The 21,174-nt window shown below is 71.7% G+C and carries 19 protein-coding genes; 11 read left to right on the forward strand and 8 right to left on the reverse strand.

Annotated features, from left to right (window positions below):
• Positions 1-17: 17 nt before the first annotated feature.
• On the forward strand, positions 18-1,130 hold the full coding sequence (gene ugpC / locus P1V51_13900; protein ID MDF1564138.1) for a sn-glycerol-3-phosphate ABC transporter ATP-binding protein UgpC: 1,113 nt from the start codon (positions 18-20) through the stop codon (positions 1,128-1,130).
• Here the strand turns inward: ugpC and P1V51_13905 are convergent.
• On the reverse strand, positions 1,127-1,837 hold the full coding sequence (locus P1V51_13905) for a hypothetical protein (GenBank protein MDF1564139.1): 711 nt from the start codon (positions 1,835-1,837) through the stop codon (positions 1,127-1,129). The genes ugpC and P1V51_13905 overlap by 4 nt on opposite strands.
• A 233-nt stretch (positions 1,838-2,070) precedes the next feature.
• Here P1V51_13905 and P1V51_13910 point away from each other — a divergent pair, with 233 nt between their 5' ends.
• Together P1V51_13910 and P1V51_13915 are read left to right on the forward strand one after the other, a co-directional pair.
• Positions 2,071-4,284, forward strand: coding sequence for a hypothetical protein (locus tag P1V51_13910; protein ID MDF1564140.1), 2,214 nt, complete (start codon positions 2,071-2,073; stop codon positions 4,282-4,284).
• Positions 4,285-4,295: 11 nt separating this feature from the next.
• Positions 4,296-5,180, forward strand: a complete 885-nt coding sequence (locus tag P1V51_13915) for a hypothetical protein (protein MDF1564141.1) — start codon at positions 4,296-4,298, stop codon at positions 5,178-5,180.
• Positions 5,181-5,183: 3 nt separating this feature from the next.
• Here P1V51_13915 and P1V51_13920 read toward each other — a convergent pair whose 3' ends face one another.
• A complete protein-coding gene (locus tag P1V51_13920; GenBank protein MDF1564142.1) occupies positions 5,184-5,780 on the reverse strand; it encodes a hypothetical protein in 597 nt (198 codons plus the stop codon).
• Between the two features lie 67 nt (positions 5,781-5,847).
• Here P1V51_13920 and P1V51_13925 point away from each other — a divergent pair, with 67 nt between their 5' ends.
• The 4 genes from P1V51_13925 to P1V51_13940 are packed head-to-tail and all read left to right on the forward strand — an operon-like array spanning position 5,848 to position 10,680.
• Entirely contained in the window at positions 5,848-8,073 is a 2,226-nt protein-coding gene (locus tag P1V51_13925; GenBank protein ID MDF1564143.1) for an extracellular solute-binding protein, read from the forward strand.
• Positions 8,070-8,921, forward strand: coding sequence for a sugar ABC transporter permease (locus P1V51_13930; protein ID MDF1564144.1), 852 nt, complete (start codon positions 8,070-8,072; stop codon positions 8,919-8,921). Before P1V51_13925 ends, P1V51_13930 begins: the two co-directional genes overlap by 4 nt.
• A complete protein-coding gene (locus P1V51_13935) occupies positions 8,918-10,405 on the forward strand; it encodes an IPT/TIG domain-containing protein (GenBank protein MDF1564145.1) in 1,488 nt (495 codons plus the stop codon). The genes P1V51_13930 and P1V51_13935 overlap by 4 nt, the downstream gene beginning before the upstream one ends.
• Positions 10,402-10,680 carry a hypothetical protein gene (locus tag P1V51_13940; GenBank protein MDF1564146.1) on the forward strand — a complete coding sequence of 93 codons (279 nt, stop codon included), beginning with the start codon at positions 10,402-10,404 and terminating at the stop codon, positions 10,678-10,680. Before P1V51_13935 ends, P1V51_13940 begins: the two co-directional genes overlap by 4 nt.
• Before the next feature lie 98 nt (positions 10,681-10,778).
• Here the strand turns inward: P1V51_13940 and P1V51_13945 are convergent, their stop codons facing one another.
• Both P1V51_13945 and P1V51_13950 read right to left on the reverse strand, forming a co-directional pair.
• Positions 10,779-11,474 (reverse strand): hypothetical protein, encoded by a 696-nt coding sequence (locus P1V51_13945; protein MDF1564147.1) that lies wholly within the window; start codon positions 11,472-11,474, stop codon positions 10,779-10,781.
• A complete protein-coding gene (locus tag P1V51_13950) occupies positions 11,471-12,421 on the reverse strand; it encodes an LD-carboxypeptidase (protein ID MDF1564148.1) in 951 nt (316 codons plus the stop codon). Before P1V51_13950 ends, P1V51_13945 begins: the two co-directional genes overlap by 4 nt.
• Positions 12,422-12,489: 68 nt before the next feature.
• Between P1V51_13950 and P1V51_13955 the strand changes: the two genes are divergently transcribed.
• Genes P1V51_13955 through P1V51_13970 form a run of 4 tightly spaced genes read left to right on the forward strand, consistent with a single transcriptional unit; the run spans position 12,490 to position 16,418 of the window.
• Positions 12,490-13,632, forward strand: coding sequence for a serine hydrolase (locus P1V51_13955; GenBank protein MDF1564149.1), 1,143 nt, complete (start codon positions 12,490-12,492; stop codon positions 13,630-13,632).
• 19 nt (positions 13,633-13,651) lie between these two features.
• Positions 13,652-15,109, forward strand: a complete 1,458-nt coding sequence (mpl, locus tag P1V51_13960; GenBank protein ID MDF1564150.1) for a UDP-N-acetylmuramate:L-alanyl-gamma-D-glutamyl-meso-diaminopimelate ligase — start codon at positions 13,652-13,654, stop codon at positions 15,107-15,109.
• Complete coding sequence (locus tag P1V51_13965) at positions 15,106-15,627, forward strand: TlpA disulfide reductase family protein (protein MDF1564151.1); 522 nt, start codon at positions 15,106-15,108, stop codon at positions 15,625-15,627. Before mpl ends, P1V51_13965 begins: the two co-directional genes overlap by 4 nt.
• Positions 15,624-16,418 carry an inositol monophosphatase family protein gene (locus P1V51_13970; GenBank protein MDF1564152.1) on the forward strand — a complete coding sequence of 265 codons (795 nt, stop codon included), beginning with the start codon at positions 15,624-15,626 and terminating at the stop codon, positions 16,416-16,418. The genes P1V51_13965 and P1V51_13970 overlap by 4 nt, the downstream gene beginning before the upstream one ends.
• On the opposite strand, the gene P1V51_13975 is transcribed toward P1V51_13970, so the two are convergent.
• From P1V51_13975 to P1V51_13990, 4 genes are read right to left on the reverse strand one after another with little or no spacing between them, the layout of a single operon-like run.
• Positions 16,415-17,809 (reverse strand): serine/threonine-protein kinase, encoded by a 1,395-nt coding sequence (locus P1V51_13975; protein ID MDF1564153.1) that lies wholly within the window; start codon positions 17,807-17,809, stop codon positions 16,415-16,417. The genes P1V51_13970 and P1V51_13975 overlap by 4 nt on opposite strands.
• Before the next feature lie 14 nt (positions 17,810-17,823).
• On the reverse strand, positions 17,824-18,825 hold the full coding sequence (locus P1V51_13980; GenBank protein MDF1564154.1) for a tRNA pseudouridine(13) synthase TruD: 1,002 nt from the start codon (positions 18,823-18,825) through the stop codon (positions 17,824-17,826).
• A gap of 14 nt (positions 18,826-18,839) precedes the next feature.
• Positions 18,840-20,126: a DUF4388 domain-containing protein gene (locus tag P1V51_13985; protein MDF1564155.1), complete on the reverse strand. Its 1,287-nt coding sequence runs from the start codon at positions 20,124-20,126 to the stop codon at positions 18,840-18,842.
• 35 nt (positions 20,127-20,161) lie between these two features.
• Positions 20,162-21,169 (reverse strand): cytochrome c, encoded by a 1,008-nt coding sequence (locus tag P1V51_13990; GenBank protein ID MDF1564156.1) that lies wholly within the window; start codon positions 21,167-21,169, stop codon positions 20,162-20,164.
• Between the last annotated feature and the right edge of the window lie 5 nt (positions 21,170-21,174).

Below are 21,174 nucleotides of genomic sequence, written 5' to 3' on the forward strand. Positions count from 1 at the left end.
GTAGAAGCATCCGGACGATGGCCACCCTGCAGCTCTCCAAGATCCAGAAGTCCTTCGGCCGCACCGAGGTCCTGCGCGACGTCGAGCTGCAGATCGCCGACGGGGAGTTCGTGGTGCTCGTCGGCCCCAGCGGCTGCGGCAAGTCCACCCTCCTGCGCTGCATCGCCGGCCTGGAGACGATCTCCTCCGGCGAGCTGCAGATCGGTGAGCGGGTGGTGAACGACGTCGCCCCCAAGGACCGGGACATCGCCATGGTCTTCCAGTCCTACGCCCTCTACCCCCACATGAAAGTGCGGGAGAACCTGGCCTTCGGCCTGAAGATGCGCGGGATGCCGGCGGGCGAGATCGCCGAGCGGGTCGGCGAGGCAGCCTCGGTGCTGGGCCTCGAGGCCCTGCTGGATCGCTTCCCCAAGCAGCTCTCGGGCGGGCAGCGGCAGCGCGTCGCGATGGGGCGGGCGCTGGTGCGCCACCCCTCGGTCTACCTCTTCGACGAGCCCCTCTCGAACCTCGACGCCGCCCTGCGGGTGCAGATGCGCGCCGAGCTGGCGCGCCTCCACCAGCGCACCCGCACCACGATGATCTACGTCACCCACGATCAGGTCGAGGCGATGACCCTCGCCGACCGTATCGTGGTGCTCGAGGGCGGGATCGTGCAGCAGGTGGGGCCGCCCCTCACGCTCTACGCCGAGCCCGTCAACAAGTTCGTCGCCGGCTTCATCGGCTCACCCGCCATGAACTTCCTCCCGGCCCAGATGCTGGGGGAGGACGAGGCGGAGGGCCGGGGCTGGGTCGAGGTCCTCGGGGCCAGGCTCCTCCTGCCGGCCGGCCGCAAGCTGGCCGCGGTGGGGCAGCGCCTGGAGCTGGGCATCCGCCCCGAGCACCTGGTGGTGCAGCCCGGCGAGGAGGGCGACCTCTCGGGCCGGGTGGAGGTGGTCGAGCCGATGGGCTTCGAGATGCACCTGCACTTGCGCCTCTTGCCCGGGGCGGGCGAGGAGGAGGGGCCGATCGTGGTGGTCCGGGCCGAGGCCGCGAAGGTCGGCGCCGTCGCGCCCGGCGATCTGCGGGGCCTGGACCTGCCCCCCGAGCACCTGCACCTCTTCGACGCCGGCTCGGGCGAGGCGATCCGCTAGACCTCCTTCTTCTGGATGCCGCCGGACTCGAGGTTCGAGAGCAGGTCGATCCGCGTCTCGAGCCGCACGTCGAGGGGGATCTCGATCGGCGGCAGGGCCACCCGGCACTTCTCGTCGAGATCGATGGGGACGCCCATGGCCTTGATCCGCAGCTTGCCGGCGATGGGGACGGAGAAGTCGAGGGGGACGGTCGCCCGGATGGGCACGCTGATGGGGACGGCGATGGGGCCGATGCCCAGGACCTTGGTCGAGATCGTCGTGTCCAGCTCCATCTCGGTGCGGATGGGGATGGTGGCCTCGATCTCCATGTCGCTGTCGATGTCCACGTGGGTCTTGAGGGCGACCGGCACGATCATCTCCTGATCGAAGACGACCGGCAGGCGCTCCTCGATGTCGACCTTCACCGGGATGAAGCGATCCTCCAGCAGGCCGCGGACCCGGTCCCGCAGCTGCTCGATCTCGATGCCGGCGGCCTTCAGGCGGCTCCAGAGGACGGCCACCCCGATGGGCGGGGCCCAGATCATCGTGGAGAGGACGACCAGCCACCACTTGAAGTCGAAGGCCTCGAGGCCGGCCACGAACTCGTCGAAGCGCCCCACGCCGATCATCAGCGGCGGCGCCAGCATCAGCGCCGCGATGATCAGGAAGCCGCCCACCAGGTGGACGAGAAAGGCGATGACGACGACCTTCTTCAGCTTCTCTCCCATGACCGTCCCAATAGCACGGGCGGGGGCCGGCCTCGCCGTTAGCCTTCTGGCGCCAGGGGGGGAGCGTCCAGGAGGCGGACAGCCCGGGCGGGACGGCGGCGAAAGAATAGGCCAATGAATTCGCTGCCTTGCGGGGCGCTAGTGGATGATCTCCCCCTGGCACGGCCTGTGCTGTGTAGCGCGCACCCGACACCACCGGTGTACCCCCCCGATTTTCCGAGGAAGCCCGAACGATGTGCAGACTCGCCTCTCTCCTCTCCCTCGCCGCCCTGGCGGCCCTCCTGGGCGCCACCCCGGCGCTGGCCGCCACCTTCGATCCCCTCACCGGCACGGTGAGCATGGCCCCCGAGAGCGAGGGCATCGGCTGGGACCTCGAGAACCTCGAGACCATGCCCGCCGAGCTACCGACCTACGTCTACACCGCCCGCTGGGATCCGGTGCAGGACAACTCCCTCGTCACTCGCTTCGTCTATGACGAGCGGGTCATCGAGGGGCAGGGCGCGCTGGCCCTGGGCGGCGGGCTCTACCGCACCCTCACCGTCCTCACGGCCCTGCGCGAGCGCTTCGCCGGTCGCCGGGTCGAGTTCGTCTTCTGGCAGAAGCCCGAGGGCACGCAGCTGGCCGGCGACGTGAGCTGGTACGGCGGTGACGTGGACACGGCCCTGGCCAACGGCACCTTCGACGGCCTGGTCCCCCTGGCCTCCCTCTCCTTCCAGCCCACCGGCAAGCTCACCGACGACGGCTGGCGCGAGATGAGCACCGGCCCCGTCGACTGGGAGCTGGGCGGCGCCATCGCGCCGGCGATGATCATGCTCTCGGACACCCACGCCAGCGGGATGTGGGGCAACCCCTCGATCAGCTTCGATCCCTCCCTGCGGGTCCTCTTCGACGCCTTCGACATCGTCGACGTCGGGCCGGCGGTGACCGCCAACGACGCCTGCACCCTGGGCACCGAGGCCAGCGTCTGCGCCGCCGGCTCGGTCTGCCGGATGGGCCGCTGCGTCGAGGCCGCCCCGATGGTGGGCCCGATGATCCTCGACCCGGGCGCCCGCCGCGACTACACCGAGCGGCGCCTGATGGAGTACAGCCGCTTCGACGGCAGCCGCGAGGCCATGAACCAGCTGCCGGCCATCACCCTGGCCTGGGCGACCCTGGCCACCGCCGCCACCCCCGAGAAGTACTGGCCGGAGATGGAGGGCCTGGTGGAGCAGCTCCGCGACGGCCACGCCTCCGCGCCGACCTGGGGCTACGGCGCCATGCTCTACGACGCGGGCGCCTGCATGACCCTCGGCGAGGCCGACCTCCTCTCCACCCCGGTCCAGGCGCCGGTCATCATCGACCGCGCCTTCCAGCACCCCATCGGCAGCCAGGTGCGGGTGGGCGACGTGCTGACCTCGGTCGACGGGATGCCCTTCGCCGAGTGGCGCGACCTGGCCGAGCCCATCCTCTCCTTCGGGGGTGATCCGGCCGCCCACGACGCGGTGGTCACCGGCCAGATCCTCTCCGCGGCGATGATGGTGGGCTCCACCCTCGAGTTCAGCCGCTGCCCGGCCCTCGACGCCGCGGGCACCGCCTGCGCCGACCCCATCGAGACCGTCACCGTCGATCTGGCGCCGGCCACCGCCGAGCTCTGGACCGGCGGCGTCCCCGCCTGGATGGGCGGCTACACCCAGTGCGACTTCCGCTTCCAGCGGATGCCGACCGTCACCGATCCGGCGGGCTTCACGACCGCCGCCTCCATCGAGGACGCGGGCGTGCGCCACCTCCTCTTCAACGGCTTCCCCTCCGAGTACCAGCGCGGCGGAACCGAGTGGGCCCAGGCCCTGGAGTCGGCGCTGGGCGACGCTCCCCCGCGGGTGGTGGTCGACCAGCGGCAGGGCTACGGCGGCACCGCCGACGCCATGAACTACGCGACCTCCTTCTTCCTCGGTGGCAACGAGTTCGACCGCCTCGAGCTCTACCCCAACACCGACCTCACCCTCGACGGCACCCTGCAGGGCGACCTGCGCAGCTGCCTGCCGACGGCCCAGAGCTTCCTCCCCTGCGGCTACCACGACAGCTGGCGGCTCACCGACTTCCCGAACCCCAGCGCCTCGGCGGTCTCCACCAGCCGGGTGGCCCTGCTGCTGACCTCGGATGTCTCGGGCAACGACTTCTTCACCAAGATGGTGGACTTCCGCAGCGCCCCGACCCGCATCTTCGGGCCGGCGCCCACCTGGGGGGCCTTCGGGCCGATCGTCGAGCTGCCCGGCCACCTCGGTGAGCTCTCCGCCGGCTCCTTCCAGATCCAGGACACCGTCTTCTTCACCGACGCCAGCTCCGATCCGGTAGCCTTCACCACCGGCTCCGGGGTTGCGCCCGACGAGGTCGTGCTGCAGAAGCAGTCCGACGCCATCGCCGGCGTGGACACCCTCCTCCAGGCCGCCATCGACTGGGTGAACCAGTGAGGTCTCTACCGATGAACCGACTCCTCGTCCCCTTCCTCTCGGCCACCCTCATCCTCGCCGCCGGCTGCCCCGACAAGGGCGGCCAGACCCCGACCGACGGCGGCAGCGACGGCGGCACCCAGGACAGCGGCCCGCCGCCGCCTCCCGCCCGGGAGCTCGTCGAGTACAAGCTCTTCGGCGAGATGCCCCTCGACAACGGCGTCCTCGATCCGCAGCTGACCGCCCAGGGCTACGGCTGGTTCTCCTTCACCGGCCAGGGTGACTACGCCGACGTCGTGCGGCGGGTGCACTCGAACACCCCCACCGGCCAGCCGGTGCTGCAGCTACCCAAGAACGGCGTGGGCGCCGGGCAGGTCTTCCTCGCCGGCATGGCCCGGGGTGGGCAGGGCCCGCGGGTGGCCTCGATCTGGGTGGGCCGCCCCGCGGGGCAGGTCGACTTCACCAACATCGACGTCACCCTCCTGGCCTTCGACGCCCAGGCGGGCGGCGACCGGGCCTTCGACCTGGCCGAGAACACCGACGCCGGCTCGATGTTCGAGCAGGACGGCGTGATGTGGCAGAACCGCATCGCCACCATCGACACCGATCTCTTCGGCTGGACGATGCTGACGGTCACCGACGCCTTCGACGCGCCCCTCTACGTCACCGGGCCCGTCGTCGCCGGCGCCGCCACCCGCACCGGCCTCTACCGTCCGCGGGCCCCCGCGAAGGTGCGCGCCGAGCTGAAGCCCGGTGAGCTCGAGGCCGTCCGCCTCGCCCGCCTCGCCCTCAAGGAGCGCCTGCAGGGCGACTCGATGGAGGCCGCTCGCGAGAAGATGATGGAGCGGGCCAAGCGGGCGATGCAGGCCGTGCAGCAGGCCAAGGCCGCGAAGGGCCTCGAGGCCGCCGGTCAGTAGCGATCAGTCGACCGGCGCGGCGTTGAAGAAGCTCAGCTCGCTGGTGCTCAGGGGCGTGCAGCCCTCGTAGCCCAGGCCGTTGCTGGACTCGGCGCGGATCTGGGCCTCGACATCGGCGCACTCGGTCGCGTCGCCGATCAGCTCGAGGTCGATCCACAGGGAGTAGGCGGCCATCGGGCCCTGATCCTCGACGGTGCTGGCCAGGTGGTACTGGACCTGGCAGGTCGTCCCGTTCAGGTCGAAGACCTGGACGGGACGATCGTGGGTGAGGACGTGACCGTCGATCGTCCAGGAGAAGTCGGCCGGGTTCACGTAGCAGGTCGTCGAGTCGTGGGTGTCGCAATCGTAGTCGACGGCCTCGGTGCCCTCCGCGTTGACCCTGTAGGCGACGAACCACCCGAGGGTCAGCGGTTCCAGCTCGATGAGGTCCTGCCAGCCCGGGGCGTCGGTGCACCCCTGGTAGGAGACCGAGGAGGTCTCCACGCGCCACTGGGTCACCCAGCCCCGCTCGTGCTCGTGGGGGCCGGGCTTGCGGGCCCCGCAGGCGACCGTCGAGAGCAGGAAGAGGAGGGCGAGAGCGGCCGGGAGCAGGCTTCGCATGAGGCTAGTCTAGCCCTGCTCCGGGACTCGACGGAAACGCCCGGGGAGCCTATCTACGAACTCTCCGATGCGCCGCTCGCTCGTCCTCGCCGGCCTCTGGGCCCTGCTCCTCGCTCCCACCCCGGCGAGCGCTGGCGAGATCACGCTCTGGCACGCCTATCGGGCCGCCGAGAAGGAGGCCCTCGAGCAGCTCATCGCCGACTTCGAGGCCCGCTACCCCGGCAGCCGGGTGCGGGCCCTCTCGGTGCCCAACGACGCCTTCGCCTCCAAGCTCTCGGCGGCGATCCCCCGGGGCAACGGCCCGGATCTCTTCATCTTCGCCCACGAGCGGATCGGGGGCTGGAGCCGGGACGGCGTCATCGCCCCGGTGGACCTCGGGGCGCTGCCCATGGAGGAGGCCGGCTTCCTCGGGCCCACCGTCGAGGCGGTGACCTTCGAGGGGAAGACCTGGGGCGTGCCGCTGGCCTACAAGTCCCTCGCGCTCTTCTACAACCGGCAGCTGGTGGCGAAGCCGCCGGTCGATACGGACGAGATGCTGGTGGAGGCGCTGCGGCTCTCCGAGGGCGACCGCTTCGGCCTGGTCTGGCCCACCGACGAGTTCTACTTCCACGCTCCCTGGCTCTTCGGCCACCGGGCGAGGCTCTTCGACGAGGCGGGGCGCCCGCGCCTCGAGTCGCCGGAGATGGCGGCCTCGCTCCACTTCGTGCGGGACCTGGTCCTCGAGAAGAAGGTGATCCCCGCCGAGGCCAACACCGCGCTCGCCACCCGCCTCTTCAACGAGGGGCAGGTCGGCATGGTCGTGAACGGCCCCTGGTTCGTCGGCGACATCGCGGAGGGGATCGACTACGGGATCGCCGTGCTACCGGTCGTCTCCTCCACCGGCGAGGCGGCCCGGCCCTTCCTCACCGTCGAGGCCCTCTTCTTCTCGGGGCCGCCGGGCGGGGGAGGGGATCCCGAGACGGCGAAGCTCTTCGCCGCCGAGCTGGCCTCGGGGGCCGGCGCCCGCCTGCGAGCGGTGACCGGAAGGCAGACCGTGGCCTGGGAGCCCACCTACGCTGACCCCGAGGTCGCCGGCGATCCGGTGCTGAAGGTCTTCCGGGCCCAGCTCCCCTTCACGGTCCCGATGGACAGCCGCCCGGCGATGCAGGCCATCTGGGAGCCGGCCAAGGGCGCCCTGATGTCGGCCCTGCGCGGGGACGACGTGGACGAGCTGCTCCACCGCGCCCAGCGCCGCATCGACGCGGCCACCCGCCCGCGCCCCGCCCGGGCCGAGCCCCTGCCCTTCGTGATCGGCACCGGGGTCATCCTCTTGCTGATCGTCGGCGCCTGGGTCTTCTGGGTGCGGCGGAACGCCCCCGACTCCGAGGAGAGCCTGGGCGTGCGGGTCTGGCGGGCCCGCGGGGCCTACTCGTACCTCGCCCCGGCCTTCCTCGGCCTCCTGATGCTGGTGCTGATGCCCTTCGCGGTGGGCCTGGCCCTGGGCTTCACCAACTACGACGCGGGGGTGCAGGGCAGCCTCCTGGACAAGCTCACCTTCGTGGGCTGGGCGAACTTCCAGGACATCCTCTTCGGCAGCACCTACGGCCCGACCGACCCGCTCTCCTTCTACTTCACCCTGGTCGTCACCGTGCTCTGGACCGTGGCGAACGTGGCGCTCCACGTCACCCTCGGCCTGGCCCTGGCGCTCCTGCTGGCCCGGCCCTGGCTGAAGCTCAAGGGCGTCTACCGGGCGCTGCTGATCGTGCCCTGGGCGGTGCCCAACTACATCACCGCCCTGATCTGGAAGGGCATGTTCCACAAGCAGTTCGGCGCCATCAACGGCATCCTGGAGTGGTTCGGGATGGAGCCGGTGGGCTGGTTCTCCTCCTTCTGGACCGCCTTCACCGCCAACGTGGTGACCAACACCTGGCTGGGCTTCCCCTTCATGATGGTCATCGCGCTGGGCGCCCTGCAGTCGATCCCCTCGGACCTCTACGAGGCGGCGCAGGTCGACGGCGCGAGCGCGTGGCAGCGCTTCCGCAACGTGACCCTGCCCCTGCTCAAGCCCGCCATGTTGCCGGCCGTCATCCTCGGGATGATCTGGACCTTCAACATGTTCAACATCGTCTACCTGGTCAGCGGCGGTGAGCCCGACGGCGCCACCGACATCCTGATCTCCGAGGCCTACCGCTGGGCCTTCCAGCGCCAGGCCCAGTACGGCTACGCGGCCGCCTACGCCACGCTCATCTTCATCATCCTGGTGGTCTACACCCTGGGCACCCGCAAGCTCTCCGGCGGGGAGGAGGTCGGATGACCGGGATCCCTTCGCGGCCGCTGCGGCTCCTCACCCACGCCGGCCTCTGGGTGGGCATCGCGCTCTCGCTCTACCCGGTGCTCTGGGTCGTGAAGATGGCCTTCAGCGAGAGCCAGGCCTTCGGCCTCTCGGTCTCGCTGATCCCCGACTCGGTCACCCTCCAGAACTTCCGCGACGTGATGGGCACCACCGACGTCGACGGAGGCTGGCTCTTCGGGCGGCAGCTGCTCAACTCCACCCTGGTGGCGGCGGCGACGACCCTCCTCGGGCTCTTCCTGGCGACCACCGCCGCCTACGCCTTCTCGCGCTTCCGCTTCCCCGGCCGCCGACCGGGGCTGATGCTCTTCCTGGTCACCCAGATGTTCCCCGGGGTGATGATGGCCATCCCGGTCTACATCCTGATGGATCGCCTCGGCCTCCTCGGCTCTCTCTGGAGCCTGATCCTGGTCTACGGCATCACGTCGATCCCCTTCTGCGTCTTCATGCTCAAGGGCTACTTCGACACGATCCCCCGGGAGATCGAGGAGGCGGCCCTCATCGACGGTGCCTCGCAGCTGCGGATCTTCTGGACCATCGTGCTGCCCCTGGCGAAGCCCGCCCTGGCGGTGACCGCCCTCTTCTCCTTCATGACGGCCTGGAACGAGTTCATCCTGGCCTTCACCTTCATGAACGACGAGCGCCTCTACACCCTGCCGGTGGCCCTGCAGCAGTACGTCGGGGCCTTCCAGACCGAGTGGGGCCGCTTCGCCGCCGGGGCGCTGATCGTCTCGGCGCCGGTGGTGGCGCTCTTCTTCGCGCTGCAGAAGTACCTCGTAGGCGGCCTGACGGCCGGAGGCGTAAAGGGATGAAGACGCTCACGACGATCCTCTCGCTCACGCTGCTCTCCCTGGTGGTGGCCTGTGGTCCGGGCACCCGCACCGACGACGGTGGCACGCCGGATGGATCGACCGACGATGGCGGCACGGATGGCGGCGGCACGGACGGCGGTGGCACCGACGGTGGCGGCACGGATGGCGGCGGCACCGACGGCGGCGGCGGCACCCGCACCCTGACCAGCCTGCTGCCCACGAGCGGTTCCACCACCGGTGGTACGGCGGTCGAGCTCCACGGCGAGGGCTTCGTCTCGGGCATGGTCTTCACCTTCGGCGCCGACGCCTGCACCGGCCTGTTGGTGGTCGACGCGACCCTGGCCTCCTGCCTGACCCCGGCCGGCGCGGCGGGCACGGTGGACGTCACCGCGACCTGGCCGGACACCTTCTTCGCGACGCTCGCCGGCGGCTTCACCTATCAGGACGGCACGCCCGAGGTGGACTGGCTGCAGCTCACCCTGCCCGACGGCGACCGGAGCGTCGCCCCCGGCGCCACCGTGCCGGTGGAGGGGCTGGTCTTCGTCGCCGGCGTCACCGAGGGCGCCGGGGAGGGCAGCGGGATCAGGGTCGAGGCGGGCTTCGGGCCGGCGGCCGCCGATCCCTCCACCGCGCCGGGCTCCTTCACCTGGGTGGCGCTCGCCTACACCGGCGACCGCGACGGACTGAACGCCGGTGACCTGGCCAACGACGTCTATGCCGCCGATCTCACGGCGCCGATGGCGCCGGGGGGTCACCGCCTGGCCCTGCGGGCCGACGCCGGTGGCCCCTGGCGCTACGCCGACCTCACCGGCAGCGACGACGGCTTCCTCGCCGCCGACCTGCCCACGATCACGGTGACCTCGCCGGCCAGCGTGACGGTGGATGGAACCATCGACGTGGCCGAGTGGGCGGGCGCCACCACCGCCACCGCGGTCGACGCCACGGACTGGGCCGGCAACACGCTCGACCGCCTGCTCCTGAAGATCGCCGACGGCAACCTCTACCTCGGGGTGGAGGGCGTCCTCGAGGGCGGCAACGTCTGGGTGGTCTACCTCGACGCCCAGCGGGGCGACACCGCCGGCCTCACCGATCCGACCCTGATCTCCGATGGCGCCGGCGTCCTCGACGACGCGCTCTCCTCGGCCCTCACGACGCCCGGCGACGTGAACGTCGATCTGGCCTGGGGCACCGTCGATCTCTCCCGGGCGGCCGACGCCTTCGACGATCGGATGGGCTGGCGCGATCTCTCGACCCCCGCGGATCTGGGCTGGATCGACGGAAGCGGCGCCCCCACGGTCTGCGGGGCGGCGGCCTGCGAGGCCTCCGTGCCGCTCTCGACCCTCGGGAGTATCGTGGGGGTACCGGTTGCTGTCTTCGCGAGGATCGTCAACGGCTCCGGACAGCAGGCGGCGAATCAGACCCTGCCCCCCGACTCGCCCACGACCCCCCTCGTGGTGACGACCCTGCTGGAGATCACCCCATGAGCGTAGCGACCAACAACGGCCTCCCCAAGGAGCTCCTGGCCGCCTACCAGGAGGCCTGCCACGTCCAGGGCCAACCCCTCGAGGCCTTCTTCGAGGACGCGCGCGAGAAGTGGGACTCCGAGTCCCTCCTCTCGCTCCTCGACAAGGTCGAGGAGGACATCCAGGAGAACATCGCCCTGGTGCTGCAGGCCAACCCCGACATCGAAGAGCTGGCCCTCGCCCGCTCCGAAGATCAGCGCGAGCGCATCGCCACCCTGCGCGAAGCAGTGCAGTAGCGCGATTGCTTCCATCGCGGCGCTCGCGGGCCGATGGGAGCGTCCCCCGGGGAGCCCCCCTCACCCGGCCCGGCGGCGCCGCGAGGGAAGCACTGTGCTCAATAGAGCGCCGAGCCCTTGTCGAGCTCGGCGCGGGCCTTGCGGAGCTTGGCGAGGTGCTCGCGCTTGGCGCGATGGTGGCTGAGGAGCACCCAGCCGAGGATGACGATACCGCCGAGGCCGATCCAGACGAGGCGGGTGATGAGCTTGCTGCGCAGCTCCGCGAGGCCGAAGCGCTTCTCGGCGTTCACCGGCATCGCGCCGAAGAGCCCGCCGCTCTCTCGCTTCCCCAGCGAGCTGCGGCGCGAGACCATCACCTGCTGGCGGGCGAGCTCCTCGGGGAAGTCCTGGCGCCGCTCCTGGAAGCGCCAGCGGATGGTCTCCAGCCGGTCGTGGGCGGGCTTGAAGTCGGGGTCGATGCCCAGGGCGTTCAGGTAGATCTGCGCCGCCTCGGCCAGCTGATCGAGCTCCCGGTCGCGCCCCTGGTCCGGCCCCACCAGCTGTGACGCCTCGATCATCAGCTGGTTGATCTTGTAGGCGTCGGAGCTGATGTGCATCGTCCAGACGGTCGAGATGCAGGCGACGAGGTAGATGACCAGGATCCCCAGGCCGATCCAGGGCAGGCCCGGCCGCTCGGGATCCAGGGCGACCAGCTGCCGGGTGGCCGCCGAGGGGGGGCGATAGAGCTCCTGGTCGAAGGCCGTGCCGGGATCGGTGTCGGGATCGTTCAGATCGGGAGGGATCGGGTCGCTCATGCGGGGGCGTCCTGCGGGGCGGGGAGGGGGAAGGCCGGCCCGGCGAAGGTGAGGGTCGCGGTGGTCGTGTCGAGGCGAGCGGTGACGCCGAGGGGGATCGCCCGGTTCCACTTCCCGTGGCCGACCGGGGCGCCGGCCATCGCCGGGAGGCCCCAGCGCGAGAGGCGCTCGGTGATGACCTCGAGGGCGGTGAGCCCCCCGCCGGGCTCCTCGCAGCCCGCGTGCTCGCCGACGATCACCCCGGCGAGCTGCCCGGGCACGCCGGCCAGCTCGAGGTGGGTCAGCATCCGATCGAGGCGGTAGGGCCGCTCCCCGACGTCCTCGAGCAGGAGGAGCGCGCCGGAGAGCGAGGGCAGGTAGGGCGTGCCGACGAGGCGGGTGAGGACCGAGAGGTTGCCCCCGAGCACCCTCCCGGCGGCCTGGCCGGGGACGATCACCGGGCCCTCCAGGGCCAGGGGGGGCGGGGTCTCGCCGGCGAGGATGGCGAGGAGGGCCGCGCGATCCTCGGGCTGCTGCTCGGCGACGCCGGCGAGGACGCAGCTGTGGAGGCTCACGAGGCCCCGGGCCCCGAGCGCGGCGTGGAGGGCCGTGATGTCCGAGAAGCCGGCGACGATCTTGGGCGCGGCGAGGAGCCGCTCGAGGGAGAGCTCGGGGAGCAGGCGCATCGTCCCGTAGCCGCCGCGGGCGGCCCAGACGACGTCCACCTCGGGATCGTCGAGGGCGTCCTGCAGCTCGGCGAGGCGGCGCGCGTCGTCGCCGGCGAGGTAGTCGGTCGCGCTGTAGATCCCCTCGGTGGCGAGGACGCGGTAGCCGGCCGCCTCGAGGAAGGAGATGCTCGCCTCCACCCGGCGGCGCTCCACCGGGCCGGCCGGGGAGACGACGCGGAGGACCGGGCCGCCGGGGCCCTTTGCCGCGGGGGCGGCGGGAGGGTGGATCCACTCGCTCATCGTGTGAAGAGAACCGTAGCTGCCCCGGGTGGTCTGCTCAAGAAAGACTTGGTGTAGGCTCACCCATCGTGAGGCAGGTGGACCAGGCCACGCGGCGGCTCGAAGAGGCGCTCGCCGAAGGAGTCGCCACGGCGATGGCCTGCGTGGCCATCGTGGACGGCCGCAAGAAGCACTGGAGCTATCACGGCCGGATCGAGGTCGACGGCCTCGACGAGCCGGTGGGCCCCGACACCCTCTTCGACCTCGCCTCCCTCACCAAGGTGATGGCCACCACGACCATGATCTCGTCGATCCACGGGACCGGCGGGCTGGACCTCGACGCCCCGGTGCACCGCCTGCTCCCCGAGCTCAGCGAGGACGGCCGCCGGGTCCTCACGGTGCGTGACCTCCTGGCCCACCGCTCGGGGCTGCCGGCCCACGCCGAGTGGTGGCGGGCGGCGAGCGTCGATCCGCGCTCGACCCACCTCTTCCGGCTGCCCGAGCGGCAGCCCACCGGAGACGGGCGAAGGCTGCCGGTGGCCTCGGCCCGGGAGGCGACCCGGGAGGCGGTCCTCTCCACGCCGCTGGAGCGCAAGCCCCGCACGAAGGCCGTCTACAGCGACGCCGGCTTCATCCTGCTGGGGATCCTCCTCGAGCGCCTCACTCGCCGTCCTCTCCACACCCTCTTCGGGGTGGAGATCGCCCGGCCTCTGGGGCTGGCCTCCACCCGCTTCGTGGACGAGGCGGCGCCCCTCGCCCGGGCCATCGAGGTGGCCCCCACCCGTCGGGCGCCCAGCCGGGGTGGCGGCCTCCTCGTGGGACAGGTCGACGACGACAACGCCTACGCCCTCGGCGGCGTCGCCGGTCACGCCGGCCTCTTCGGCACCGCCGAGGACGTGGCCTCCTTCGGGCAGGCCACCCTCGAGGCCTGGGAGGGACAGCGCCGGGGACCCCTCCAGCCCGAGTGCGCCCGGGTCTTCCTGCGCCGGGACCCCACCCCGGGCAGCACCCGCGCCCTGGGCTGGGACACGCCCTCCTCCCGGGGCTCCGCGGCCGGGAAGATCATGAGCAAGAACCAGGCGGTGGGTCACCTCGGCTACACCGGCTGCTCGCTCTGGATCGATCGCTCCCGCCGGATGGTGATCGCCCTCCTGACCAACCGCATCCACTGCAGCGCGGACCCCGCGCCCATCCGTCGCCTCCGGTCCGAGGTCCACGACCTCCTGGCCTGAACGAGCTCTGAGCCAAGCCATGACCGAGCACAAGCCCTCCTCCCCCGACTCGCCCCCCATCGACCTGGCGGCGGTGAAGACCATCCACCTCATGGCCATCGCCGGCACCGGCATGGGGGCCTTCGCGCGCCTCCTGCAGCAGGCGGGCTACGAGGTGCGCGGCTCCGACGAGAAGGTCTGGCCGCCGATGTCCGATCTGCTCCGCGAGGCAGGCATCGAGTGGATGGAGGGCTTCAAGGGCGAGAACCTCGAGCCCGCCCCGGACCTCGTGGTCGTGGGCAACGTCATCCGCCGGACGAACGCCGAGGCCGAGGCGATGCGGGAGAAGAAGCTGCCTCACCTCTCCTTCCCCGAGGCGGTCGGGGAGCTCTTCCTGCGCGAGCGCCGCTCGCTGGTGGTGGCCGGCACCCACGGCAAGACCACCACGACCTCACTGCTGGCCTGGATGCTGCGTGAGGCGGGGCAGGATCCCTCCTTCCTGGTCGGCGGCGTGGCGAAGAACCTCGGTGACAGCGCCGCCCTGGGGAAGGGGGAGTGCTTCGTCATCGAGGGGGACGAGTACGACACGGCCTATTTCGACAAGGGGCCGAAGTTCCTCCACTACCGCCCCGAGGCGGTGATCTTCACCTCGCTGGAGTTCGACCACGCCGACATCTTCCGGGACCTCGCGCACTACCGCTCGGCCTTCGCCGACCTGATGGACCTCGTCCCCCCCACCGGCGTCGTCGCCGCCTGGGCCGGAGACGAGGCCCTGATCGAGCTGGCCCTGCGCGCTCCCGGGCGCGTCGCCACCTACGCCGCGCGCGAGGGGGTCGACGCGCTCTGGCGGGCCGAGCAGGTCCGCCCCTTCGAGGGGGGGAGCCGCTTCGAGGTCCGCCGGGCGGGCAAGTTCCTCGGTGAGGTCGGCCTGAAGATCCCCGGCCTGCACAACGTCGAGAACGCCCTCGCGGCGATCGTCGTCGGGGATCACCTCGGCCTCTCCCTCGACGAGATGCGGCCCGGCCTCGAGAGCTTCGAGGGCGTGCGGCGGCGTCAGGAGGTGCGGGGCGAGCCCGGCGGCGTCACGGTGGTGGACGACTTCGCGCACCACCCGACCGCGGTGCGGGAGACCGTCGCCGCCCTGCGCGCGCGCCACCCCGAGCGCCGCCTCTGGGCCGTCTTCGAGCCGCGCTCGAACACCGCCCGGCGCAACATCTACCAGGCGGCCTACGCCGGGGCCTTCGGTGGCGCGGACGAGATCATCGTGGCCTCGCCGCCGCCGCACCCGGATCCGATCCCGCCGGAGGAGGCCTTCGATCCCCCGGCGCTGGTGGAGGCGCTGGAGGCCGGCGGGCAGCGCGCGCGGCACCTCCCGGACGCCGAGGCCATCCTCGCGCACCTGAAGGACGAGTGCCGGGAGGGGGACGTGGTGCTGATCATGTCCAACGGCGCCTTCGGCGGCCTCCCCGCCCGGCTGGTGGAGGCCCTCGAGCGTTGAGGCCCCGGCTCGCCTTCGGGGTCCTGCTCCTGCTCCTGCTGGCGCAGGGCGGCTGTCCCCGGCGCATCGCCGCCCACATGCGCCTCGGTTCGCCCCTGGCCCTGGAGGTGCTCGACGCCGAGGGGGGCTTGAGGGAGCTGGGGGGCCAGGGGCCCGCCCGGCTCCTGGTGATCTGGGCCAGCTGGTGCGCCCGCTGCCCCACGGCGCTGGACGAGGGCGCGCGGGTCGCCGCCGAGTACGGGCTGCTCTACGCGGCGGTCTCGGTGGACGCCGACGAGCGGCTGGCCCGGGAGGCCAACCGGCAGCTCGCGGTCCAGGGGCCCGCCCTCTGGGACGAGGCGGCGCGGGCCTCCTCGCTCACCGGCGTTCGCCGGGTGCCCACCTTCCTGCTGGTCGACGAAGAGGGGAGGCTGGCCGGCATCTTCGAGGGCGTCGAGCTGGGCACCCTGAGCGCCCTGCGGCGCGCCACCGCCTCGATGAAGGAGCGGCAGGCGAAGAAGGCGGAGGCGGCGCCGTGAGCGTGCCCGAGCCGGTGGAGGAGCTCCTCGCCTCGGCCCTGGCCGCGGCGGCGGCGGCGAGCGCGGTGCTCCTCGAGCGCGCGCGCGGGTCGCTCGAGGTGGGCACCAAGATCTCGCACCGGGACCTGGTCACCGACGCCGACCGCGCGGCGGAGGCGGCGATCGACGCCGTCCTGCGCGAGCGTCACCCCGGCCACCGCCTCCTGGCGGAGGAGGGCACCACCCGCGAGGCGGCGGGGAGCGCCGCGGTGCGCTGGATCGTCGACCCCCTGGACGGGACGGTGAACTTCGCCCGGGGCATGAGCCACTACTGCGTGAGCATCGCCGCCGAGGACGAGCAGGGGCTGGCCGTGGCGGTGGTGCAGGATCCCGTGCGGGGTGAGGTCTTCCGGGCCGCCCGGGGGCAGGGCGCCTGGCTGGGAGAGCGCCGCCTGCAGGTGAGCGCGGCCCCGGGCCTCGCCGACGCGATCCTCGCCACCGGCTTCTCCTACGAGACGGCGATGCGGGAGGAGAACGCCCGCCACGCCGCGGCGCTGATCCCCCGCCTGCGGGGCTTTCGCCGGATGGGCTCGGCGGCCCTCGACCTGGCCTGGGTGGCCGCGGGCCGCCTCGACGGCTTCTGGGAGCTGGGCCTGAAGCCCTGGGACGTGGCGGCCGGGCTGCTGCTGGTCACCGAGGCCGGCGGCGTGGTCAGCGGGATGCCGGGCCAGGCCGAGCCGCTCGTGAGCGGCACGGTCGTCGCGGGCGGCCCGGCGGTCCACGAGGCACTCAGCGCGGCGCTCGCCGGCTAGCGCTTCTTGATCCGCTCTTCGGCCTGCGCCGCGAACTTCTCGTTCTGCTCCAGGCCGCACCAGGGGCACCAGGCGAAGAGCTCTCCGATCACGGTCCAGCCGCAGCCCTTGCAGTGCTTCTCCATGCCGGGCACCTCCCAGCGGTGCTCCTTCTGGCACCAGGGGCAGCAGGAGGAGAAGGGCATCAGCGGCTTGTGGCAGCCGTCGCAGTGGTCGGTGTAGCGCCGATCTCCGTGGCGCTGGCCGTCGCCGCTGCCCTGGTGGAAGGTCTCGTGACACCAGGGGCAGTAGCGCCAGTTCTCGTGGATGCCGTGCTCGCAGCGGGCGCAGTAGCGGGGGAAGGTCGCCTCGCTGCGGAAGCGCAGCAGGTCGCCGCACCAGGGGCACATGAGCATCGCCTCGCTCACCGGTCCCTGGCAGCGCACGCAGACCCACTTCACGCCGAAGGGGCTGAGGGCGGCGTGGTGCTTGTGCTCGAACTCCTCCCAGCGGCGCTCGAGGTCGGCCCGATCCCGCTCGAGGTTCGCGCGCTCGACCAGCCGCCGCAGCCGCTGGCGGGTCGAGGGCTTCACCAGCAGGGCGAAGCGGCGGGAGATGACCTCCATGTCGGAGAGGCGCCAGTCGGCGACCGGCGTGAGCAGGCGGCTGACGAGCTGGTGCGCCCGGGCGCCGCCGCGCTTGCGCAGCAGGGGGCTGACCGAGGCGTTGCGCGCCCGCAGCGTGCGGGAGGGGGGCAGCTTGCCGGTGACCGCGAGGTGGAAGAAGGCGCCGAGGGCGTAGGCGTCGGTGGCCTCGGCGAACTCGCCGTAGGCGGTCTCGGGCGGGGCGTAGCCCGGGGTGAAGATCACGGTGGCGTTGCCGCCGCCGCTCCCCCGGGAGGCGCCGAAGTCGCCGAGCTTCGCCCGGGCGCCCTCGAGGTAGACGTTGTCCGGCTTCACGTCCCGGTGCACCAGCCCGTGGCGGTGCATGTGGGCGAGGCCCTTGGCGATCTGCCGGCAGACCTCGGCGGCGATGTCCGGCGCGACGTGCCCGTGCTCGTCGATGATCTTCACCATGTCCGGGCCGTCGACGTACTCGAGCACGAGGTAGAGCCCGAAGCGGGGGCAGAGGCCCGTCTCCAGCACCGAGACCAGGTTGGGGTGCCGCATCCTTCGGGCGTTGACGAACTCGTGCATCAACGAGCCCTGGTGGGTGATCGAGAGCGCGCTCACGCCCTTCACCGCGACCAGGCGCCCGTGGCGCCGCTCGTCGGCGCAGAGCATCACGGTGGCGAAGGCTCCGGAGCCCAGCGGCCGCAGCACGCGGTAGCGATCGTCGACGTGGACGGCGTGCGAGCGCGCCTCCTCGATCAGGGAGGGGAAGGAGAGCTCGCTGGAGCGGAAGGCCGGCATGGGAGGAGGGGAGCCTACCTGAGGAGCTGGGCGGTGACGACAGTCGCGTAGGCCCCTCGGGGGAGGGTGAAGGCGAGCTGGAGATCGTCCCCCTCGACGCCGAGCTCGAGCTCGGAGAGGCCGATCCGGGCCGCCCGGCGGGTCCCCTGGGTGAGGCGCCCGCCGGCCTCCAGGTCGGCCATCGTCAGGCCGGAGGCCTCGAGGATCCGGGCCTCCCGTGCGGCGGCCTCTCCCCCGGGCTGGCGCATCCGGGGCCCGAAGATCGGCCCGGTGGGGTCGATCTCGCCGGCGGCCAGGCGGGCGCCGTCCTCGGCGGGCTCCTCCGAGAGGAAGACCCCCCGGCCGTCCCGCCGCTGGAGGAGATCCCCGGGCACGAGGACGTCGAGGAGCCCGTCGTCGATGCGGGCGTCCAGCCAGGCGTTGAAGAGGCTCGACTGCAGGGCCGAGAGGTAGAGCTTGCGCAGGTGCCGCTTGGGCTGCAGCTCTCCCCGCAGCACCTGCCGTCCCAGCTCGGGGTTCCGGCCGTCCCGGCCGAAGCGCTGCTCCCCGTAGTAGTTGGGGACGCCCCGGCGCTCGAGGTCCCGCAAGATCGCCTCGGCCGCCTCCCGGTCCGGCGCCGCGCCGCGCAGCCGCAGCCAGAAGCGGTTGCCCCGCAGGTGCCCCGTCTTCAGCTTGTTGCGGTGCAGCCGGCGCTCGAGGATCGTCACCGCCTCGTCCTCGGGGCTCGCCTCGAGGGCGCCCTCGGCGCGGGGGCGGGGCAGGGAGAACCACTGGCGGGTCACGGCCTGCCGGTCCTTCTGGCCGGCGTGCCCCACCTCGCGCTCGCGCACCCCGAAGGTAGTGGCGAGGAGGGCGGCGACCTCCTGGGTGGTCCGCCCGCGCTTCTGCACCCAGAGGTAGAGGTGATCCCCCTCCCCCGAGGGGAGGTAGGCCGGGAGCTCCTCGACGACGAAGTCCTCGGGCTCGATCTTCAGGGCGCCCCTCACCGGGGGTGCGTCGGGGAGGAGGTAGCGCACGACGCGTCCGACGCTCAGCTGTCGAGCATCTCGTAGATGACCCGCACGCGCCGGGAGAGATCCTCGTCCCGATCCGCGGGCAGGAGCTCGCCGGCCTGGAAGAGCTCGAAGAACATCAGCTCGTTCAGAGCGTCGCTCAGGAAGCTGCTCGGGTCCTTGCCCGCGGGCAGCTCCACGCCGGCGAGGCGGGCGAGGAGGGTGGGCTCGTCGAGGGTTCCGTCCTCGTGCAGCTGGATCCCCGAGAGCAGGTGGGTGAACTCGTGCTGGTTCGAGGAGAGGAAGGACTCGACGCCGAGGCGGAAGCCGGCGGTGGGGGCGATGGCCCCGACCTCCTCGCAGACCTCCCGGAAGATCGTGTTGAAGACCCGCAGCACGTCGGTCAGCTGAGCGCCCACCTGCAAGGTCGCCGCGCCGAGGTCCACCTCGGGCTTCTCCTCGCTGATGTCGACGTAGCCGGCCTTGGCCAGGCCGTAGACCATCTTGGTGGCGTCGAACTCGGAGAGGTGCTGCTCGGCGGCCAAATCGGCGAGGGTGAGGCGCCCCCGGCCGGTGGTGGCCGCGTCGAAGAGGGCCTGCTCCTCCTCGTTGAGGGCCTCGGCCGAGCGCTCGCGCGCCCGCACGTAGACGTGCATCCCCGGGACCACGTCCCGGAAGTGGGACATCTCGTCGAAGCGCCGCATGCCCTCCATGAGCATGCCGGTGAGCTCCAGGTTGATCTTCGCCGCGAAGCGCCCCTCCACGGGATCGTTGAAGAGGAAGTAGAGCCCCTCCTCGAGGACCAGCACCGAGAAGAAGATCTCCTGCACCTGGTGCTTGAGGGCCTGGTAGAGGTCGGCCGCCGAGACCATCTTGTTGGCGAGCAGCAGGCCGCCCAGCCGGGCCCCCGCGTCGGGCTGGGAGCGCATGACCCGATCGATGGCGCCGGGATCGACCAGCCCCAGCCGGCCGAGGACGACGCCGAGGCGATCGTTCGGCGCGGTGGAGGAGGCCCAGCGGATCGCCCCCTGGCGAAGGAAGATGCTCTTCTCGACCTGACCGGTGGCGACGGTGATCACGCCGGTCCAGCGCGACTGGGCCAGGTAGGCCAGCATCTCGCCGAGGGGAAGGCCCTGGATGTCGCCGGCGAGCACTGCCCGCACCCCAGCCTCCACGGGCCGGACGTCGTCCTGGCGCAGGACGAGGAGGTCCGGGTGGGCGGGGACGATGCGCCACTCACCGGCGCGCCCGCCGAGGTAGGCCTCGGCGGTGCGCCCCACGGGGAAGACCTTCCCGCTTCGATCGATCTTGACGTACTCGGGCATGGAGCCTTTCGCTGCGCTGCGGCGAAGAGACGGCGCTACTTGCGCTTCTTCTTCTTGGTGCTGTCGTCCTTCACCTCGAGGATGCCGCCCTCGACGCTGGCCTCGGGATCGGCGGGGCCACCGAAGTTCGAGTCGGCCCAGTGCCGCTCGCGCTCGGCCTTGTCGTACATGACGACGGCCTCCATCGCCCGGCTGTAGATCTCGGTCCAGGCCTTGGCGACGGCGCGCTCCTGCTTGCTGCGGCCGCCCTCGAAGGGGTCCTTCAGGCCCTTGTTGCCGTAGCCCTCCCAGACGGAGAGGATCTTCTCGACCTTCGCCTTCGCGGCCTTGTCGTCGGTGTTCGCGCGGATCTTCCAGACGAGCCCGCCGTTGTCCATCGAGATGCCGAAGAGGAAGGTGCCCTTCACGCCGGGCACCGAGCCCTTCACGAAGGAGACGTAGCCGACCTTCGCGCGCCGATCGATCTTGGAGAGGGCCAGCGGATCGTCGGGGATCAGCCGGGCGCCGTCCGGGCCCTGGGTGCCCTTGTAGACGCCGAGCACCGTGTACTCGTTGTCGGCCTTCTTGATCTTCACGCCGGTCAGGGCCTCGTGCCGCTCCAGGCCCCACTCGTCGATGGTGTAGGTGTCACCGAAGAAGCTCTCGGCGTCCGGGTAGAAGTCGGGCAGGCCCAGGTGCCGGTCGCGCAGGTAGGCGACGATGTCCCAGATCTCCAGGTCGTCCAGGGAGTCGGCGAAGGCGGGCATCACCGGCGAGCGGCCGCTCTTCTCCCCGCCGGTCTTGATGTAGGAGAAGACCTGCTTGTCGGAGAGCAGCGTCATCCGGGAGGGGTCGTTGAGCGCCGGCGAGGCGGGCTCGGACTGAATGACGCCCTTGCCGTTGCCACCGTCGCCGTGACAGCTGCGGCAGTTGAGGTCGAAGAGCCGGGCGCCCTGGCGCAGGTCGCCGATGTGGACCTTCTCGTCCTCGGCCGCCCGGGCGAGGCCCGGCGCGGTGAGGAGGGCGGAGAGGAGGATTGCGTGGGTGAGTCGATGGATCGTCATGGCGT

The organism is Deltaproteobacteria bacterium, from assembly GCA_029210625.1.
Taxonomy (GTDB): domain Bacteria; phylum Myxococcota; class Myxococcia; order SLRQ01; family SLRQ01; genus JARGFU01.

What these genes read in the sequence shown, in the direction of transcription:
- P1V51_13985 (MDF1564155.1), bottom strand. Translation starts at nt 20,126, where the DNA reads ATGCCCGAGTACGTCAAGATCGATCGAAGCGGGAAGGTCTTCCCCGTG.
- P1V51_13990 (MDF1564156.1), bottom strand. Translation starts at nt 21,169, where the DNA reads ATGACGATCCATCGACTCACCCACGCAATCCTCCTCTCCGCCCTCCTC.
- P1V51_13930 (MDF1564144.1), top strand. Translation starts at nt 8,070, where the DNA reads ATGACCGGGATCCCTTCGCGGCCGCTGCGGCTCCTCACCCACGCCGGC.
- P1V51_13950 (MDF1564148.1), bottom strand. Translation starts at nt 12,421, where the DNA reads ATGAGCGAGTGGATCCACCCTCCCGCCGCCCCCGCGGCAAAGGGCCCC.
- P1V51_13925 (MDF1564143.1), top strand. Translation starts at nt 5,848, where the DNA reads ATGCGCCGCTCGCTCGTCCTCGCCGGCCTCTGGGCCCTGCTCCTCGCT.
- P1V51_13940 (MDF1564146.1), top strand. Translation starts at nt 10,402, where the DNA reads ATGAGCGTAGCGACCAACAACGGCCTCCCCAAGGAGCTCCTGGCCGCC.
- ugpC (MDF1564138.1), top strand. Translation starts at nt 18, where the DNA reads ATGGCCACCCTGCAGCTCTCCAAGATCCAGAAGTCCTTCGGCCGCACC.
- P1V51_13905 (MDF1564139.1), bottom strand. Translation starts at nt 1,837, where the DNA reads ATGGGAGAGAAGCTGAAGAAGGTCGTCGTCATCGCCTTTCTCGTCCAC.
- P1V51_13920 (MDF1564142.1), bottom strand. Translation starts at nt 5,780, where the DNA reads ATGCGAAGCCTGCTCCCGGCCGCTCTCGCCCTCCTCTTCCTGCTCTCG.
- mpl (MDF1564150.1), top strand. Translation starts at nt 13,652, where the DNA reads ATGACCGAGCACAAGCCCTCCTCCCCCGACTCGCCCCCCATCGACCTG.
- P1V51_13915 (MDF1564141.1), top strand. Translation starts at nt 4,296, where the DNA reads ATGAACCGACTCCTCGTCCCCTTCCTCTCGGCCACCCTCATCCTCGCC.
- P1V51_13975 (MDF1564153.1), bottom strand. Translation starts at nt 17,809, where the DNA reads ATGCCGGCCTTCCGCTCCAGCGAGCTCTCCTTCCCCTCCCTGATCGAG.
- P1V51_13935 (MDF1564145.1), top strand. Translation starts at nt 8,918, where the DNA reads ATGAAGACGCTCACGACGATCCTCTCGCTCACGCTGCTCTCCCTGGTG.
- P1V51_13945 (MDF1564147.1), bottom strand. Translation starts at nt 11,474, where the DNA reads ATGAGCGACCCGATCCCTCCCGATCTGAACGATCCCGACACCGATCCC.
- P1V51_13910 (MDF1564140.1), top strand. Translation starts at nt 2,071, where the DNA reads ATGTGCAGACTCGCCTCTCTCCTCTCCCTCGCCGCCCTGGCGGCCCTC.